Source organism: Siphonobacter sp. SORGH_AS_0500, assembly GCF_002838835.1.
Lineage (GTDB): Bacteria > Bacteroidota > Bacteroidia > Cytophagales > Spirosomataceae > Siphonobacter.
The window spans coordinates 1-17,908 of sequence record NZ_NHPP01000024.1 but is presented as its reverse complement, the minus strand read 5'-3'; the positions used below and the strand labels follow the sequence as shown (position 1 = coordinate 17,908).

General features: G+C 47.1%; 13 protein-coding genes. 4 read left to right on the top strand and 9 right to left on the bottom strand.

Going from position 1 to position 17,908, the window contains the following annotated elements:
* Positions 1 to 164: 164 nt before the first annotated feature.
* The 3 genes from BWI96_RS19885 (at position 165) to BWI96_RS19880 (ending at position 2,697) form a co-directional block, all read left to right on the top strand.
* Positions 165 to 1,436, top strand: a complete 1,272-nt coding sequence (locus BWI96_RS19885; protein WP_232793825.1) for a DEAD/DEAH box helicase — start codon at positions 165 to 167, stop codon at positions 1,434 to 1,436.
* Between the two features lie 160 nt (positions 1,437 to 1,596).
* Entirely contained in the window at positions 1,597 to 1,734 is a 138-nt protein-coding gene (locus BWI96_RS22630; RefSeq protein ID WP_232793824.1) for a hypothetical protein, read from the top strand.
* Between the two features lie 255 nt (positions 1,735 to 1,989).
* Entirely contained in the window at positions 1,990 to 2,697 is a 708-nt protein-coding gene (locus tag BWI96_RS19880; protein WP_232793823.1) for a BamA/TamA family outer membrane protein, read from the top strand.
* Between the two features lie 149 nt (positions 2,698 to 2,846).
* Here BWI96_RS19880 and BWI96_RS19875 read toward each other — a convergent pair whose 3' ends face one another.
* The 9 genes from BWI96_RS19875 to BWI96_RS19840 form a co-directional block, all read right to left on the bottom strand.
* Positions 2,847 to 3,875, bottom strand: coding sequence for a family 43 glycosylhydrolase (locus tag BWI96_RS19875; RefSeq protein ID WP_106638266.1), 1,029 nt, complete (start codon positions 3,873 to 3,875; stop codon positions 2,847 to 2,849).
* 863 nt (positions 3,876 to 4,738) lie between these two features.
* The gene (locus BWI96_RS19870; RefSeq protein ID WP_106638265.1) at positions 4,739 to 7,159 is read right to left on the bottom strand and encodes a glutaminase family protein; all 2,421 of its coding nucleotides are present in this window, start codon (positions 7,157 to 7,159) and stop codon (positions 4,739 to 4,741) included.
* Positions 7,160 to 7,344: 185 nt separating this feature from the next.
* Positions 7,345 to 8,340: a glycoside hydrolase family 43 protein gene (locus BWI96_RS19865; RefSeq protein ID WP_106638264.1), complete on the bottom strand. Its 996-nt coding sequence runs from the start codon at positions 8,338 to 8,340 to the stop codon at positions 7,345 to 7,347.
* 281 nt (positions 8,341 to 8,621) lie between these two features.
* Positions 8,622 to 9,314, bottom strand: coding sequence for a DUF3823 domain-containing protein (locus BWI96_RS19860; protein ID WP_106638263.1), 693 nt, complete (start codon positions 9,312 to 9,314; stop codon positions 8,622 to 8,624).
* Positions 9,315 to 9,328: 14 nt separating this feature from the next.
* On the bottom strand, positions 9,329 to 11,206 hold the full coding sequence (locus BWI96_RS19855) for a RagB/SusD family nutrient uptake outer membrane protein (protein WP_106638262.1): 1,878 nt from the start codon (positions 11,204 to 11,206) through the stop codon (positions 9,329 to 9,331).
* Positions 11,207 to 11,216: 10 nt separating this feature from the next.
* The gene (locus BWI96_RS19850; RefSeq protein ID WP_232793822.1) at positions 11,217 to 14,696 is read right to left on the bottom strand and encodes a TonB-dependent receptor; all 3,480 of its coding nucleotides are present in this window, start codon (positions 14,694 to 14,696) and stop codon (positions 11,217 to 11,219) included.
* Positions 14,697 to 14,720: 24 nt separating this feature from the next.
* A complete protein-coding gene (locus BWI96_RS19845; protein WP_157830460.1) occupies positions 14,721 to 15,695 on the bottom strand; it encodes a FecR family protein in 975 nt (324 codons plus the stop codon).
* A 35-nt stretch (positions 15,696 to 15,730) separates the two neighbouring features.
* On the bottom strand, positions 15,731 to 15,835 hold the full coding sequence (locus BWI96_RS23490; protein WP_369804238.1) for a hypothetical protein: 105 nt from the start codon (positions 15,833 to 15,835) through the stop codon (positions 15,731 to 15,733).
* A complete protein-coding gene (locus BWI96_RS19840) occupies positions 15,811 to 16,389 on the bottom strand; it encodes a sigma-70 family RNA polymerase sigma factor (protein ID WP_106638260.1) in 579 nt (192 codons plus the stop codon). The genes BWI96_RS23490 and BWI96_RS19840 overlap by 25 nt, the downstream gene beginning before the upstream one ends.
* Positions 16,390 to 16,750: 361 nt before the next feature.
* Between BWI96_RS19840 and BWI96_RS19835 the strand changes: the two genes are divergently transcribed.
* On the top strand, positions 16,751 to 17,830 hold the full coding sequence (locus tag BWI96_RS19835; protein ID WP_157830459.1) for a cellulase family glycosylhydrolase: 1,080 nt from the start codon (positions 16,751 to 16,753) through the stop codon (positions 17,828 to 17,830).
* Positions 17,831 to 17,908 lie beyond the last annotated feature (78 nt).

The window sequence follows — 17,908 nt, the reverse complement described above, 5'->3', positions numbered from 1 at the left end:
TGCTGAATAAACTATGAAAAGCGAATATTTCTTTTATTTTTGTAACAACTGAATGAGATTTTCACTTTATTCTTACAGCTAGAGGTAGTATCCGATCTGGTATCTTGTTTTTATATGAGTTAATTGTTGAAACCTCAATCTGTTAACTATTAACACCTTATACTTTGCATTTCTACGAATTTAACCTCCATGACGACACCCTTGACGCCGTGGATTCCATGAATTTTTCGCAGGCCACTCCTATTCAGGAAATGGCTATTCCTAAAATACTCTCCGGTTCTGATCTTTTAGCCTGTGCTCAGACGGGTACGGGAAAGACAGCCGCTTACCTCATTCCCGTCATTGATCGTGTTCCTGGTTATCCGAAAGGTCAAACCAGTACCCTTATTCTGGTACCTACCCGCGAACTGGCTCAGCAGATTGATGAGCAGGTTCAGGGTTTGGGTTATTACGTGGATGCCACTAGCATTGCCATTTACGGAGGCAACAAAGGCCCCGAATGGGAACAACAGAAGAAAGCATTAACGCAGGGTGCCGATATCATCATTGCGACGCCGGGCCGATTAATTGCTCACCTGCAACTAGGCTACGTTAAGTTCGACCAGTTGAAAACGTTGATTCTCGACGAAGCCGACCGAATGCTGGATATGGGTTTTATCGGGGATATTATGAACATTCTGAAGTACATTCCCAGCGAACGGCAAACGCTTCTGTTTTCGGCTACTATGCCAGCTAAGATTCGGGAGTTGTCTAAGCGTATTTTGAATAAGCCTGATGAAATCAATCTGGCCGTTTCGAAACCCGCTGAAGGGATTGACCAACAGTTTTACCTTTCTTCTGACGAGCAGAAAGTTCCTTTACTGATTCACCTGATGAAGTCAATGGAATCGCCGAGCATGGTGCTGTTTACTTCCCGCAAATCGGAAGTTAATACCATTGTCCGGGCTTTGAAAAAGATGAAATGGGACGCTCGCGGCATTTCTTCAGACTCCGAACAAAATGATCGGGAAACCATGCTTCGGGATTTTAAAAACCGGCAGTTTCCTATCCTGGTAGCAACGGACGTTCTGTCTCGGGGTATTGACATTGACAACCTGAGCCACGTCGTTAATTTCGACGTTCCCCGCGATCCCGAAGATTACGTGCACCGGATTGGTCGCACCGCCCGTGCGGCTAACAAAGGAACAGCCATCACATTCATTAACAAGCAGGATCAGCCCCGCGTGTTACGGATTGAAAAGCTGCTGGAAAAAAAGCTGGAAAAACGAGCCATTACGGAAGAAATTGGCCTGGGCCCTGCCCCTGAATTTCAGTCCAAACCTGAACGTAATTTCAAGGGTCAGCCTGCTAAATCTTCCAACGGCAAATCCAAGAAGCCTTTTCATAAAAAGAAGGATCCCCTGACCTCAAAGCCGAATCCCAATCAGGCTTCTTAAGCAGAAGAGAGAGCCGTACGTGAGCCTGGAATCTATTTTTTAGTAAAAACAATTCATACTCATGCACGGTTCTGATATTCATGCACTTCATTCAACGTTTGGGCAACGTTTTTAAGGCCACTTTCTATTTTTCTAACTTTTTTGTGCTTTTCGTTTGCGGATGGCTGTCCGCTCCTATGGCACTCGCTCAGGAGCACCCTTCCTGGGTTCGGCGGACGATCAACCGCATGATCACCGACAGTACGGCTCCTGGAAAGCCGAGTTTCCGGGTTTATCCTACCATGGGTTACTCGCCTGAAACTAGTGTTGAACTTGGGCTATCGTCCATGTTGTTATTTCAGGCAAAAACGATACGCTGAACCGACTGAGTGAAGTAACTGCCTTTACCTTTTTTACCCTGGAATCGCAGTATGGTATCTGGTTTGATAACTTCATTTATGGAGATAAGGATAAATGGGCTTTACTAGGCCGAACGCGTTTTCAACGTTTTCCCCTGCTCTATTATGGCTCAGGACCTGCTACCAGCGGTGATAACCCCGCCGTTGTTGATGCCATGTATATTCAGGCCCGGCAGCGATTACTACGCAAACTGGTAAAGAACTTCTTCGTTGGTCCGCAGGTTGATTTTCAGAATTTATACAATACCCGCTTTAAACAACCCACGGAGGGACAACCTTTTGAGTTACCACTCGGTCACGAAGGCTCTACCAGCTTAGGTCTGGGCGTTAGTGTAGTTTATGATAATCGGCATAATGTGCTGAATGTCAGAAAAGGTCTTTTCAGCGAACTTTCGTTCTTATCCTACCGGAAAAGCTGGGCGAGTCATTACAACTTCGATGGGATTACGTTTGACAACCGCGTTTTTCGCCCCATCAACCGCCGGGATGTATTAGCCTGGCAGGTCTACGGAAGCTTCATGTGGGGAAATGTACCCTTCAATATGAAATCATTGCTAGGAGGCGACATGATTATGCGGGGCTTTTATCAGGGTCGCTACCGGGACAATAACCTGGTCTCCACCCAGCTCGAATACCGGATGTTACCCTTTGGATTCAGTAAGCGGATTGGCGGAACCGTTTTTGCCGCGGCGGGAGCCGTGGCTCCCAAGTTAGGTCAACTGAATGTGCGTCAGTTTGTCTATGCCGCCGGGGTTGGACTTCGTTACCTGATGTTTCCTAAAAAGGACATTTTCCTACGGGCCGACATGGGATTAACCTCCGAAGGACCAGGATTTTACATCATCACGGGTGAAGCATTTTAGCAGAATCCTCTTCCTAAACGCGACTTTATCGCGTCTCGGTAAGAGGCAGTTTTTTACCTTTACGCCGTGGTTGGTGAGACACCAACCACGGCAAGGGGAAGCCTGACGCAATAAAGTCGCGTCCCTACAAAGAAAAACGCAGGTATTACTTATTTAGATGGTTCTTTAATTGCTACGCCATCGGGCAGAGGTTTGCCAAAATCAGGCGTTCCATCAGCTTTCCATTTGATCTTCTGAGCCCTGGGGGCCCGTTTTCCTCCGCACCCTTCATCAGGGCCGGAATTGGCGTGGTATAACAACCAATCTTCTTTCCCATTTGGCGACTTGAAGAAAGAGTTATGGCCCGTTCCATACACCTTATTCGATTGAGATTGTTCGAAAACGGGCTTATCATTCTTCTTCCAGCTTTTAGGGTCCAATAGGTTTGCTCCATTTTTCGCGGTTAACAATCCCAAAGCATAGGTATTCGTCCAGCAGCCACTGGCCGAGTAAACAATAAATACCTTATTCCCATGCTTCAGAAACTGCGGTCCTTCGTTGACATATACAGGCCGACCGGGCTTTCCCGCCGTGGTATTATCCCAATAACGTTCCCAGGGTAACTCGGGCTTAGAAATCAGTACCCGTTTGCTTTCCACCATCCAGGGATTTTTGAGAGCAGCGATGTAAATATTTTGCGTCTCATCGGTTTTACTCGCATGATCCCAGCCCGACCAGATCATGTATAATTTCCCCTGATACTCAAATACGGACCCATCAATGGCCCATTGATCGCTTTCATCACTCATCTTACCTTTCATGGTCCACTCCCCTTCCATGGGGTTAGGTGAGCTGTTTTCCAGCACATAAATGCGGCGGTTATCGCCACTTTTTCCATCATTACCCGTGAAATAGACATACCATTTGCCCTCCAAAAAATGAATCTCCGGTGCCCAGATATCTTTAGAATAAGGGCCGGAAACGGGGGGCTTCCAAATGGTCTTCGGAGCGGCTGATTTCAGGTCAGTGATGGATTTAGTAGTGCGTAACTGTAAGGAATTTCCGGTGGTGTGCATGTAGTAATAATTGCCTTCATGGTACACACTCCAGGGATCAGCTCCCGAGGGTAATAGCGGGTTAGTGAACGTCTGAGCCTGAGTTCCCAAAGCCATTAGGCATAGCAATACTAGTTTTTTCATAGGTTTTAGAGACTGTTTGAAATATAAGATTTAAATAAAAGTAAGAAAGCCTTTCTCCACTTCGGGGGACTATTCAAGAAAGAGTTTATGGTGTAATCTGTGGTTGAGAGTGAAAGGGAGCCTTATGAATGTTGCATCCCCGGATTTCAACCGAGTCCATCCAGACCGGGGCTATCTGTGTTTAACTCCTTTGGATTTATTTATCGTAATTTTATTGTAACAACAACCCCAGCGGGGTTTAATATGAGTAGCCCCGGATGAAATCCGGGGACTCCTTAATCCTCAGCGTTTGTCATTCTGAGCGAAGCGAAGAATCTTATAACCTTTATCAAGCTTGTTGGGCCATTCGGTAACTTAACTAAGCCCGTCTCATTTCTATACAATGTCTCTCACTTCGTTCGAGATGGCAGAGGAAGGGTTGCTATTTACCCGCAGTCGCTCGGCTCTAGCCGAGTGACTACCTAGCTCTAGGCCTCTGGCCGGTAGACTGCGAACCAGTAGGAGATCAGCCAACAATTTTCCCCAACCAAAACAGGCTTGCTACCATCGGCCAGAGGCCTACCAGACTATGACGTCAGGTTCTCACCTGCCTTGCCCCGAAGCTGTCCCATTCGACAGAAGGTTCTTCGCTTCGCTCTGAATGACAGACATGGGGTTATTGGGAAAATTCCTTTGTATGCTACTACCTATTACCGCTAAGAACTTTCACTGCGTTCGAGATGACCTGGAATTGGCAGAAGTTAAGTAGCTGGTTCCCTTTTCATGATCAGGCATTCCCCAGCCAGATGCGATTAATCGCGTCTCTACGAAATGAAGGATGCCAGCTGTTTAGACTGGCATCCTTCATTCAAACGATTTCCAAGTTACTTCATTTTTTCTTCCAGTAACTTCATAAAATACCCCCCTACTACACTACGGGCCTGAAAACCAACCATTTTACCATCGGTTGTTTCATGCCAGTCGCTGATGGGGACACGTGACGACGTTTCGTGAGCATATTTCAGTAATGGCTCGATTAATGCGTTAAAATCTTTCTGATTATCCGCTAACGTAGCGGTCCACACGATCCAGTCAGATTTGGTATAGGTCTTACGGCTATCGAGTGGTAATCCGTAAGAATTCTGCTTCGTCAGGTAATACTTAATCTCTTTGTCATACACCGATTTAGGGAATAGTTTCAAGCCTAATACCTTATCCCAAACCAGATTATATTTCTGACTCCAGGTCCCTTTTTTGTCGAAAGTCAGGGCGTAATGATCGCCATCATCCGCGATTTGCATCCATTTCTGTACCATTTCCTGGGTACTCTTGTGGAACTTCTCGGCAGTTTCTTTCTCTCCCAGTTGCTCGGCTAACATGGCATAACAACCCAGACCGACAATCGCTTTTACAGAAAGGTTCGCATTCCGAGCCAAGTGACCCGCAAAATCGTCCGTACATAACTGGTTAGCGGGGTCAAAACCGTCTTTCAATAAGTACTCAGCCCAGGTGCTCAGTGTTTTCCAGTGTTTTCGGGCGTATGCTGCGTTTCCTTCGGCTTTTGCAATCGCACCCGTTAAAATCAGCATGTTACCAGATTCCTCTACGGGCATATCTTCGCCGTAAACCTGATCATTTGCTAAAGGATACGTTCCTAAATCGTGAGCGGCGAAAGGTTTTTTCCACTTTCCGCTTTCGCTATATTCAAAAATTCCATTCATCATTCCTTTTAGTAACTCAGGCTTATATAGCAGGAATAAAGGAGCAGAAGGATACGTTACATCAACCGTGTTGATACAACCATTACTGAAATTTTCCTTCGAGAGGTACAGCGTTTCTCCCTTAGGACTTTTCACCAGTTTGTGAGCCGCTGCCGACTGACGATAGCCCAATACACAAAGTTTCGCATAGTCTTCACCACCCGCTTTTTTAGCATCGGCAAACATCTGCTTGTCAAAAGTTTCGCATTTCTCGATCACCGATTGGTATTCCAAAATGGCTTTGGATAACTCTTTTTCAATCGTCGATCCACTTTCTTTCCACCAGGGTTTGAGGTTCTGGCCGAAGTACTGAATTGACTCTACGTCATCATAAGCCACCATCAGGTATTGCTCCTTCGGCGTGGAATTTACCGAACCCAGATTTACCGTCGTATTCAGGAATAATGATTTTCCTTCGCTAATAGACGATTTTTGACCTTTCAGGGAAGGCATCGCACTAACCGTTTGCACCACCTGATTATTTTTCGGAGCCGCTACGTAGAAGTAACCCCAGTCAATGCGGAGGTCATCGCCGCGTTTTTTCAGAATTGGTTGTTCTTTCGTTCCGGTTTTCAGAGCGGTATATTCATTCGTGGAAGCCGCCGTAGCCGTTACCGCTTGTGTGGGTACGTTCGTAGCCAGATTAGTCGATGCTCCGAAGTAGAAATTCACCTGATGCGAAGCTCCGTCGTTCGCTTTTACGCGATAGGTCACGTAAGTAACTGGACGAGCATACAGATCTAAATCGTTGAGCAGCAAGGGTGAAGTGAAGGTTACGTCCAGATCTACTTTACCACAAGCGAAGGTATACTTAGTTTGCGTAGCCGAGAACTCAACGTTTTTCTGCTGAGCCGTTTGCATGATTACCTTCTCTTTCGAGACCTTTTCTTTCACTAAACCTGCATCCAAAAATGCTCCACCAGCGGTATTAGCAATGTGAATCGCCAGTACGTTTTTACCAGCTTTCAGTTTTGACTTGAGCGGGATGTAATTGAACTTATGAATCCAGCCCTTATGCGAATACACTTTCTCGCCGTTTAGATACACTTCGATGTTATCATCATGCTGGAGTTTCAGGAAAACCTGCTCTGACGGAACCTGCTTTAGATCAAAGGTCCGACGCGTCCAAAGATCTTGGCTATTCCAGTGCGTAGCCGCGTGATTTTTATCGTCGCTGAACGGAGCTTTGCCAGTCTTCCAGTCGCTATCCGAAAAATTCACGGTATTCCAGCCTGATTTGGGTTCGCTTTCACTGTATTTCACGGCATAGCCTTCCTCATCAGCCGTGGGAATAATGGCGTCGTAGCCCTTAGCTTCCTGACCCAGAAAACGATAATTCACGCCGTCAACCGTCAACACGCCGAACAAAGGCTGATCGGCACCCGTCCAGTGCTTCGTAGGTGAAGACGTTAACTGATCCGTTGTTGACCAAACACTAAAATAAGGATCGTGCGTGATGAGGGGATACGCGGGTGCCCGGCCTACCTGAGCCTGTACCCAGCCATGCGTAGCCAAAGCGGCCAGCAGGAGAAAACGTTTTTTCATAAAAGTTTAGAGGTTTGAAATGGTTTGAGAAAGTTTGAAGGTTGATCTAATTTGATGAGGTTTGAGATAGGTTGAAAGGTTTGAAATTGTCTAATGGGATTTGAGCGTCGGAGGGGATGTTAACTAGCGGTTCGTTAGTCAAACCCCATCAAACACTCAAACCAGTTTTCAAATTCCATCAAACCTTACTTAACTGTCTGTTTCTGAACGCCTTCGAAGGTGATCTTCACGGGCTGAATCATGCCTTTTTCGTCGAAATACATCCGTTCGATGCAGGTTTCGCGGTGGTTCGCATCGGTTTCGCTGAGGGGGCGACGGTGATAAATAATATACCACTCATCCGTTCCGGGCCGCTGAATAACCGAGTGGTGGCCCGCTCCCGTCGCTACTTTAGGGTCCTGCTGAAGCACCTTCCCAACGCGTTCGAAGGGTCCGAACGGAGAATCGGCCACGGCATAAGCCACGGAGTAGTTTGGCCCCGTCCAGCCACCTTCCGACCACATGAAGTAATACTTCCCGTTACGAATGAACATAAGGGGACCTTCTACGTAATTGGCAGGCGTAATTTCTTTGAACGTTTTGCCGTCTTCAAAAGGAATAAATCCCTTAAAATCCTGCGTCAGGTGAGCAATGTTACAGTGTTTCCAGCCACCGTAAATCAGGTAATATTCACCGTCTTTATCCTTAAAAACGAATTGATCGATGGGTTGTGCTCCGTTGTGAAATTTATCCACGAGTGGCTTACCCAGATAATCCTTGAATGGCCCTTCAGGCTTGTTGGCTACGGCTACCCCAATGCCCCCTTTTTCCTGATCATTCTGAATGTCGTTTGCTCCAAAAAACAGGTAATACTTGCCTTTTTTCTCGATAATGGATGGGGCCCATAGGGCTCGCTTCGCCCACTTTACCGAGCTGGTATCAATGATATTCGGGTGCTTTTTCCAGTTCACTAAATCGGGTGAAGAGAACGCATCCATGAACACCTGCTTGTTGTAAGGAGCCGAATAGGTAGGATAAATCCAGTAATTTTTACCAAAAATGATGCCTTCGGGATCGGCATACCAGCCAGGAAAAACGGGGTTACCAGAGCTGGTTTTCTGAGCTTCGGCTCCAAAGGCCGCCCCAGCCAGTGCCAGGAGGAGGAGACTTTTACGTTTGAGGGATTGAGGTAACTTCCGCATGAACGAGACTAACTAGTGTTTAAGAGGAATGTAAAACGGCTTTTATTTCTTCAGCACTGCGATGAATCAGGGTTAAGAAAAGGTAAAAGCCAGGGCTATTTGCTTTTACAAGATACTAACTCCTTCACATTCTGGCGATTTCTGAGAGGATACTAATAAAAGCACGATTGGTCTTGTTTTAACTCATTTGGAAGTAAAATGTAGGGTTTGAAAAGTGCATAAAGGGTCCTGGCAGATTGGCACTTCCCGAAAGTTCAAAGCTTTCGGGAAGTGGAAAACAGTTAATAAGTTACCTTCTGAATAGCCGAGAAAATCGGGTCTTCTACCCCACTTACTTTTAACTTCACCCGGGCAAAAACGAAATTCTGAGCAGGCGTAATGGTTGGTACGGTTACCTGCATCTGAATGCGGTTCATAGTTTTTAAATCCGCTCCTTTGATTACCTGGGAGGCAATGTTGGTGCGAACATCAACAAAGGAGGTTTTGCTAATGTAAAGAGCCACTTCTTCGATGTTTTTGGCCGAGGCATCGGTAATGATTTTTTCGATGGAAAACTGCGTTGAAACCTTCTTTTCCCCACCCGTAAATGTTGCGTTGCGAATCATGTAATAAGGCAGTACTTCAATGTCCATCGTGCGACTACCCCGAAGCTGAACCGGAATGGTATCCGATTTCGTCTCCGCGTTCGGAATGGACTTGAACGGTCCCTGATACGAAGGAATGATGAGTTTGTAATTCCCATCAAATAATTGCGTGGCATAGGATCCGTCCTGATCGACGTTGACGTTAATGGAGCCTTTTTTACCCCAACCCGGCTCCCACAACTCGAAAGTTACGTTGTTGTATTCTACGCCAATGGGTTCACCTTTGTATACGATTCGACCCTTCAATTCCGACGCTGGCGGATCGTAGTTATCTAATTTGCAGGAGGTTACTAAACTTCCTATCAACAACAAAAAGAGATATTTTTTCATCCGTTCGAATGCGTTTACTGATTCGGATTCTTGACAATTTTGGGATTATTACTGCGGATTTCTTCGCTAATAAGCGAGTAATAGTTACCTAGCCGGAAGCGGTGCGGATTGGTTACATTGGAAGGAATAATCTTTCTGAAAATCCACTTGCCGTTTTGCTCGGTTCCGGGAGCGTATACCTTGTAAGGCCAGAGACCAAAAATGCGGGTGCTGGTTTCGGTTGCGACGCCGGGTTGTGTAGTCAGTTCGGTTGCGTTACCGTTCCAGACCACATGAGCCAGCCGCCAGCGTTTCATGTCCCAGAGAATGTGGTTTTCAAAAGCCAACTCTACCTTTCGTTCGTGAACGATGCGATCGAAGGTAATATCCGCCGATACGAGGTCTTTCGTAAATCCAGCCCGTTTGCGAACCTGATTCAGGTAACCCGCCGCTTTGGCATTCTGTCCGAGTTCAAAAGCGGCTTCGGCAGCGTTGAGTATTACTTCAGCATACCGATACCGAATCCACCACACCTCACTCCGGGTACCTAGCTGCCCCGAGCCCACCGTAGGGTCCTGGTATTTTCGTACGTAAAAACCCGTCTGAGCACTGAACTCCAGCCCGTCAATTGGGCCGTCGAAACCAACGACTTGTTCTTCAATCGTTTTGCCGGGTAATACTTTCCGAGCCCCAAAATTATCTCCTGAGATAACCGTATTATTTGTTAACAGATAACCCGCCCAGATGTCAACGGTTTTTCCTTTAAACTGACTTCCCGGCAGAATCACCGTTCCGGCCAGCCGAGCGTCACGGCCCGCGAATAATTCGAGTGGATTGGAAAAGTAACGATTCGCTCCGCTGGCATCGGTATACCCATAGGTAGCAAACGTATTATCCAGCTTTTCAAAGGATTGCACCAGATTTAGTGAAGGATTCAGGCGTCCACCCTGCTGCTCCTCCGCTACCGAACGAGGCTGATTGATGATCGTCCAGTCGGTAGTCTTTCCGCTTTTGAGTTTAAAATCCTTCACGAAAATCGCTTCGGCATTATTCGATTTATCGGTGAATAAGCTGGCGAAATTATCCGATAAATCCGTCGGTTTTTTCAGGTATAACGCATACTGTCCTAACGCGATCAACTCTTCCGAAGCCTTCAACGACTGCTGAAAATAAGCCGTGGCTTTACTCGCTTCAATTCCTACTTCTCCGCCGGGTAAAGCAACCTGTGGCGTGTTCACGCCGTATTTGGCAATCGAACCCGCATACAAAGCCGCCCGTGCTTCCGTAGCCAACGCCAGTCCTTTCGTAGCCCTGGATTTAATATTGGGATCGCTCGGCAAGTCGTTTTTAATGGCTTCCATTTCCGAAATCACAAAATCGTAAATCTCTGATTCTTTGGATCGGGCGTATTGCAGGTAGGTTGGATCGCCGCTGAAATCGTATTGCAAAGGCTCCAGAATTAACGGTACGCCACCCATTCGCTTTACCTCCTCGAAGTAAAATGACGCCCGCAGGTAACGGGCCTCGGCCAGAAAACGCTTTTTGCTGGCTTCGTCCAGTTGGGTGGCTGCCGTGCATTTCTGGATAAAGAGGTTCATTTCTCGCAGGTAGCCGTAATCCCAGTAATTCCACCAGTCGTAGTTATACTCTTGGTTTTTATGACGGTAATACTCCCCCGCACTCGAAGCAAAGGCCTCATCGAAGTTGGCATATTCCACCCATTTTTCGGTACTCTGCACTTCTGGATAACGGTCGTACAAATCCACCAGAACGGTTAATACCAGATTTGGACTTTGCCAGACTTTATCGTTGGTCAGAATGTTTGTAGGGTCTTTATCCAGAAACTTCTGATCGTTGCAGGACCAGCCTACCCACATCAGCACCAGGAAACTTACGTAATGTATCTTTTTCATAGTCAGCAGATTAAAGTGAGAGATTCACTCCGACGTTGACGAATTTATTTTGAGGATAAGCCAGACCGTTTTCTTCGGTAATTTCAGGATCAATACCGATTTTTCTCAGGTTATCGATCGAGAACAGGTTATAGGTGTTCAGGTAAACCCGAGCCCGTTTCACCTTCACTTTTTCGAGGATTCGCTGAGGTACCGAGTACCCGAGTTCCATCGTACGCATTCGCAGATAGGTTACGTTAGTGAGCCAGAAATCAGAAGCCCGGTTATTACTATGACCGCCGTCGTTGAAGCGTAAAGCGGGGTATTTTCCGGCCACCCAGGCACTGTTCAGATCAAAGGGATTCTCGCGATGCCAGCGATCTTCATAGAAGTCTTTCAGTAAAGCTCCACCATTCTGGAAAGCCGTGCGTAACTCGTAATTACGAACCACGGAATAACCCGATCCGCCCGAGAAGTCAGCCGTGAAATCGAATCCTTTCCAGGCCAGTTGCAGGTTCAGACCGAAGTTAATCGTAGGGTTAGCTCCTACGCCATTCCCAATCGGACGCATATCGGAATCGTTAATCACGCCGTCCCCATTGGTATCCTCATAAATCAAATCTCCGGGTAACAGGGTCTTATTTCCCTGACCATCAATATTTACCCCGTATTCGGCAATCTGGCTCAGCGACTCAAACCGACCGATCACGTGATGGCCCCAGTAAAGATCATTGAAGCGGTTCTCACTAGAGTTGCGGTAATAATCCCAGGAGTTATTCCAGCGGGGTTTATAAGAGGACAGAAATTTGCGGCGAGAGTACGACAGGTTACCGCCAATCGTAAAGTTTACTTCATTGAATTTGGTACTATAAAACAGCGAACCTTCGCCGCCAATCTGAGCATCGCTGTTTACGTTTTCGTCCGGCAAGCCATAACCCAATTCCGAAGGAACAAGTACGTCATATTTCCGACCGCGTAACCCCGAACGTTTCCGGTTAAAGTAGTCGAGCGAGCCGCTGAATTTTCCGTTCAGAAGCGTGTAGTCCAGACCCAAATCCAGGATTTTTGACGTAAACCAGGAGATATTAGTAATGGGAACACCCCGATCACGTGAGCCTTTAATGACCTGACCATCGATAATTACCGTTGAAGAACCATAGTTATAGCCCGATACATAATCAAAATCACCGATCCCTACATCGTCATCCCCAAGAGCCCCGTACGAACCCCGAAGCTTCAGGTTCGTTAATACCCGGTCGCCACCCGTTAAATCCTTGAAGAATGACTCTTCCGTGATTCGCCACCCACCCGAGACAGAGGGGAAGAAACCCCAGCGTTTGGAAGGAGCAAATTTGTAGGACGCATCCCGCCGTCCGGCCACTTCGAGGAAAATCTTGTTCTGGTAATTGTAGTTAATCCGACCAATGTAACCCGCCCGGGCCGTTTGAATATCGCTATCGTTATAGGTATCCATGTCGGCAAATTGCAGCAGGGGTAACTCATTGGTTTGAGGTACCGAGTGTACCCATACGTCGAGTTCGCGACGGGCAATCCGTTCCGCTACGAAGGTGGCTGCGAAATTATGTTTGCCGAAGCTGTTCTGATAGTTAATCTGTCCCTGCGTTACGTTTTCGAGGATTTTTCGGGTGCCCCGCTCCCGCCAGGGGTTTGTACTTCCACCCGTTCGAACGTACTTGTCGGTGTCTTTGTAATAAGTGTAGGCATCGTACGTGTACTCATGGCCGTTCATCAGGCGATCCGCGAAGTAATACGAATACGTGGCTTTTGCCGTCAAGCCTTTGATGGGTGACCGATACTCGCCGACGAAGTTGGTTTGTAGTACCCGCCAGTCTTCCCGCCAATACCCTGATTTATTTTTATTTAACAAGCCCCAGTTGGTATCGTTATGCCCGATGTCATTCAGATATTCCGGGTTATCATTGGCAAAAGGACGCTCGGTAGGGCGATTACGGAACAAGGCAAAACGAGGAGCCCAATAATCATCAGCCCCCGGAACGCCGGGGTTATCCCGCGTTTCAATCCGACCATTGATCTGTACGCCCACTTTCAGCGAATTGGTAATCTGGGCATCAACGTTACTCTGAATATTGGTTCGTTTAAAAGTAAATTCCCGGCCTAATACTGAATTCTGGAAGAGGTGCGTCGCCGAGATGTAGTAATTGATTTTATCCGAACCGCCCGTTGCGTTGATGTTGAAGTTATACTGCGGAGCGTTTCTTTTGACAATGTACTTAAACCAGTCGAAGCTTTTATACCCCGTTTCCGTGCCTTGTTGCCACTTGTTTAGTTCCTCCTGCGTGATGTCGGTACGTCCATACTGGTTCATTTCTGCATCGGCCTTTCCCAGCATCCACTGATAGGCATTCGTCGTTTTCGGAAAACGCGTCCAGTTTTGAAAACCCGTGTAGGCATCAACATTTATCGTATTAGAGCTGCCCATTTTTCCGCGTTTCGTCGTGACCACAATCACACCATTTGCCGCCCGAACTCCATAAATGGCCGCCGACGCATCCTTCAATACGGTAATACTCTCAATGTCGTTGGGTGAAATGTTATTGAACTGCCCCGCATCTTTCTGGATTCCGTCGATTACGTACAAAGGGTTACCCATGTTCCGAATCTGGATATTGGCACTAGAGCCGGGCCGACCGTCATTCATCCGAAAGGTTACCCCCGGAATCTTCCCCGCCAGACCGCTACTGACCGTCGAACCCCCGTGTACTTTTTCGAGATCTTTGCTGGTAATCGTTGAAATGGCCCCGGTAATGGACTCTTTCTTCTGCTCACCGTATCCCACCACTACCACTTCATTCAGAGCCTGATCGCTGTTTTTCAGGGTAATGTTCAGAATCGTTTGTGATCCTACTGCTAGCTCCTGCGATTGATACCCCACCGAAGAAAAAATCAGGATTGCATTTCCATCAGGAACGTCCAGCCGAAACGCTCCGGTTGCATCGGTAGTGGCTCCTTTGGAAGTTCCTTTTACAATCACGTTTACGCCGGGTAAGCCTTCGCCCGTAGCTTCATCCCTCACGGTTCCCCGCACCGGAATATCCGCCGCTGGGCTGGTTTGCCGCTGGAATAACAGGGGCGAAACCCCATTGATTGGCGGCAGTACAAAGGACGTATTAGGAGAAGCCGACTGTACATTTTTTTCTTCCTGAATGATAATGTAGGACTTCTCCTTCATTTTCTGAAAGCTCAGCCCTACCGGAGTCAGAATGGCTTTTAATGCTTGTTCAGCTGACGCATGGCCCTTGAGGCGTTCAACGGGAATGGATACGTGATCCACCGTGCGGTTTTCAAACAGAATATCAACTTTATAATTCGTTTTGATGTCCTGTAAGGCTTTCCTTAACGACCGATACGCCGGTAATTTACTTTTCGTTTCCTGCCGCAGGCTTTCGGCTCGGGCAAAGGTCTGGGAGCTCCCTAATCCCGGAGCCATCGCCAAACCCGCCCAGAGACACAGGGGTAGTGATTTTTTCATAGATAATATATGCAAGAGGTAGTGTTAGTTTTTCTCGGTTAGGGTAATCGTTTTACCCGTACGCTCAATTTTGAGGCGTAGCATTACTTCCAGCACGTGCAGTAATTCATTGCCGTTTTTAGCAACAAAGTCTCCGGTTACCAGCCGTTTTGCCAGATTTTGATCGGGAATTTTTACTTCGAAGCCGTAATTTTCCTTCATTAACTCCGCGATTTCTGATAGCGAAGTATCCGTAAACACGTACCGATGGTGAGTCCAGGCCGCCAGCGTTTCGGGTTTACTCTGCTTTTTTAGTTCGTAAGCCCCCACGGCAGTTAAGGTTACCTGATCGCCAGGTTTCATCGTTAACTTTCTCCCCTGCTCCTGAAAGTTGAGCTGTACTTTTCCCTTCATTAATACCACTCGGGTGCCCCGGTTGCGGTTAAAAACTACGAACTCGGTTCCTACCACTTCCACATCCAGATTCCGGTTGGTCTTTACTACAAACTGGCGGTTGTCTTTGGTGTGTACTACCGAAAAGCGAGCTTCTCCGCTCAGGATTACGTTTCGGGGGCCGTTTCCAAAATCAAATCGTGGGTACTTGAGGGTAGAATTGGCATTGAGTATTACCTGGCTTCCATCGGGTAATACCACCGGTTTTATTTCACTGTAAGCCGTCTGGTAGCTTTTATATTGAAGCTCGTCCCGAAAAAACCAGCCGGAGCAAACCACCAGCACAGCAGCGGCGGCCAGCCAGGGTTTCCAGGACCAGAAATGATTAGGATTCTTTTCAACGACAACCGGACGAACGCCCTGCTCCATGAACTCCTGATATTTCTTAAAAGCATCTTCGGTATCAGCCTGATACTGAAGATTTCCGCTTTCCCATTCATGAAGGGTCTCGTAAAATAGATTTCGATTCTCGGGCTGCTGAAGCCATTCTTCTACCTGACGAACTTGCAGGGGCGTAGCTCGCCCGGCATGGTAGTCCATCAATTGAACGCGGGTAATCGGTTGCATAAGTTGAAACGAATGATAGAGATGGGACAAAAACCTTAAAGGGTAAGCAGGGCAAGAAGAACACACCCAATCCATTCGTCTTTGAGAACGAAACGGAGGGTAGCTAAGGCCTTGCTTATGTGCGATTCGACGGTTTTAATGCTAATCTGAAGCTCTTCAGCGATTTCCTGATATTTGCGATTTCAAAGCGGCTTAACAGAAAAACCCGCTTACACTGCGAGGGAAGTTGCTCAATCGTTTGCTCAACTTTGCGTTGAAGCTCGTCAAACTGTACCATTTCAGCGGGCGATGGCTCGTACGCTACTACGGCTAATTCATGGGAGTCGGTGCTTTGACGAGCTTTCTGGAGTTCCCAGCGAAGGTAATTGTAGGAGCGGTTTCGAACAGCCTGATACAAATACGCTACACATGAAGTCGTTACTGTTTCATAGACCCGGTCGCTCCAGAATTTGCAGAATACTTCTGAAACAATATCCTCAGCAACTTCCTTCGAGTATACCAGCCGAACCGAATGGCTGCACAAGGCCGCATAATATTGCTTAAACAGTGCCTCACAACCCTTTTTGGGATTTTCCTTAAATAATAACTGCAACGATTCTTCCGTATCTTTTCCCATCTGATTACGTGGATTGAAGTCCACCAATCGGGCGGCAGGGATGGTACGGATTCCCGGAGTAGATACAGGTAATGACATAGATTAGTCGGGCCAGAGGATAAATGGGATAACTGAGCATATTGACAAGTGGAGCGAGCGATACCCCGAGTCTGTTTTATAATTTTTTATATATTTTTTTCAACCTTTATAAGAATAAGTTTTTCAATGCAGAAATCAAAGTCTATTAATCCTGTGAATTATTCCATTAATCGCTTCAGTCACTCAGGGGGAAAGCTCGCGTACTTGTCCTTGGTCCTGCTTGCATTTATTCGAATACCTTTGCAAGGCATTCGCTACTTGTGATGGTAACCCAACCCACGTTTAGTACTTAGTACCCGCGATTTCATCTACCTTCATCTTTATTTCTTAACACCAGTTATTCATAATCCTCAAACCTCTTATGATCCGTAGTTTTCTTACCCTCCTTACCTTCTCTCTGTTACTGGGCACTGCTCAGGCCCAAACCACCACGGGCGAACCCGTAAAGGTTATCCCGGGACGCTGGTCGGCTCAAAAAGCCAATGAATGGTATGCCCGACAGCCCTGGCCTGTGGGAGCCAACTTCACACCCAGCACGGCTATCAACCAGTTGGAATTCTGGCAGGAAGACACCTGGGACCCGAAAACGATTGATAAAGAACTGGGCTGGGCTCATGACATCGGGATGAACATCATGCGGGTGTTTTTGCATAATCTCTTGTGGGAGAAAGATCCCGAGGGGCTAAAAAAACGCATGAACGAATTCCTCACCATCGCGGATAAACACCAGATCAAAATTCTGTTTGTGCTCTTTGATTCCTGCTGGAATGACGACCCGAAATTGGGTAAACAACCCGAACCGAAACCCGGCGTACATAACTCAGGCTGGCTGCGGGCACCGGGCACTAAACGAATGTTCGATTCCCGGACCTGGGGTAGTCTGGAAGCCTATACGAAAGGCGTAATTACTGCCTTCGGAAAAGATCAACGCGTCTGGGGCTGGGACTTATTTAACGAACCCACCAACAATGGTTATAACGATGCGGTCATGCCTCTGCTCATCAAGTCATTTGAATGGGCACGGGCGGCGAAACCTACGCAACCTATCACTTCGGGCTGGTGGACGGAGCATCCGTTATCGAACGAATTCATGTTTGCCAATTCGGATATTATTTCCTTCCACAATTACAAACCTGCGGATAATCTGGAGAAGCAGATTCTGGAACTTCAGAAGTTAGGTCGCCCCATGATTTGCACCGAATACATGGCTCGTAAGCATAACAGCTTGTTCAAAACCTGTTTACCCATTTTCAAAAAGTATAAGGTCGGAGCTATCAACTGGGGTTTAGTTCAGGGAAAAACCAATACCTATTATGCCTGGGATGAACCCATTCCGAGTGGTGAAGAGCCCAAACTCTGGTTTCACGAAGTTTTCCGAAAAGACGGCAGCCCCTACAAAGCCGAAGAAGTGAACGTGATCCGGGAGCTGACTAAGAAATAATTTAGTTTTAACAGCCTACATTCTGAATAAACGAAATCCTCCAACATCTGCTTACTTTGTCTAGAAATCGATTTCGGA

Coding starts and splice junctions, on each gene's coding strand:
- BWI96_RS19845 (WP_157830460.1), bottom strand. CDS start 15,695: ATGCAACCGATTACCCGCGTTCAATTGATGGACTACCATGCCGGGCGA.
- BWI96_RS19875 (WP_106638266.1), bottom strand. CDS start 3,875: ATGAAAAAACTAGTATTGCTATGCCTAATGGCTTTGGGAACTCAGGCT.
- BWI96_RS19870 (WP_106638265.1), bottom strand. CDS start 7,159: ATGAAAAAACGTTTTCTCCTGCTGGCCGCTTTGGCTACGCATGGCTGG.
- BWI96_RS19880 (WP_232793823.1), top strand. CDS start 1,990: ATGTATATTCAGGCCCGGCAGCGATTACTACGCAAACTGGTAAAGAAC.
- BWI96_RS19860 (WP_106638263.1), bottom strand. CDS start 9,314: ATGAAAAAATATCTCTTTTTGTTGTTGATAGGAAGTTTAGTAACCTCC.
- BWI96_RS19850 (WP_232793822.1), bottom strand. CDS start 14,696: ATGAAAAAATCACTACCCCTGTGTCTCTGGGCGGGTTTGGCGATGGCT.
- BWI96_RS19855 (WP_106638262.1), bottom strand. CDS start 11,206: ATGAAAAAGATACATTACGTAAGTTTCCTGGTGCTGATGTGGGTAGGC.
- BWI96_RS19865 (WP_106638264.1), bottom strand. CDS start 8,340: ATGCGGAAGTTACCTCAATCCCTCAAACGTAAAAGTCTCCTCCTCCTG.
- BWI96_RS19835 (WP_157830459.1), top strand. CDS start 16,751: ATGATCCGTAGTTTTCTTACCCTCCTTACCTTCTCTCTGTTACTGGGC.
- BWI96_RS22630 (WP_232793824.1), top strand. CDS start 1,597: ATGGCTGTCCGCTCCTATGGCACTCGCTCAGGAGCACCCTTCCTGGGT.
- BWI96_RS19840 (WP_106638260.1), bottom strand. CDS start 16,389: ATGTCATTACCTGTATCTACTCCGGGAATCCGTACCATCCCTGCCGCC.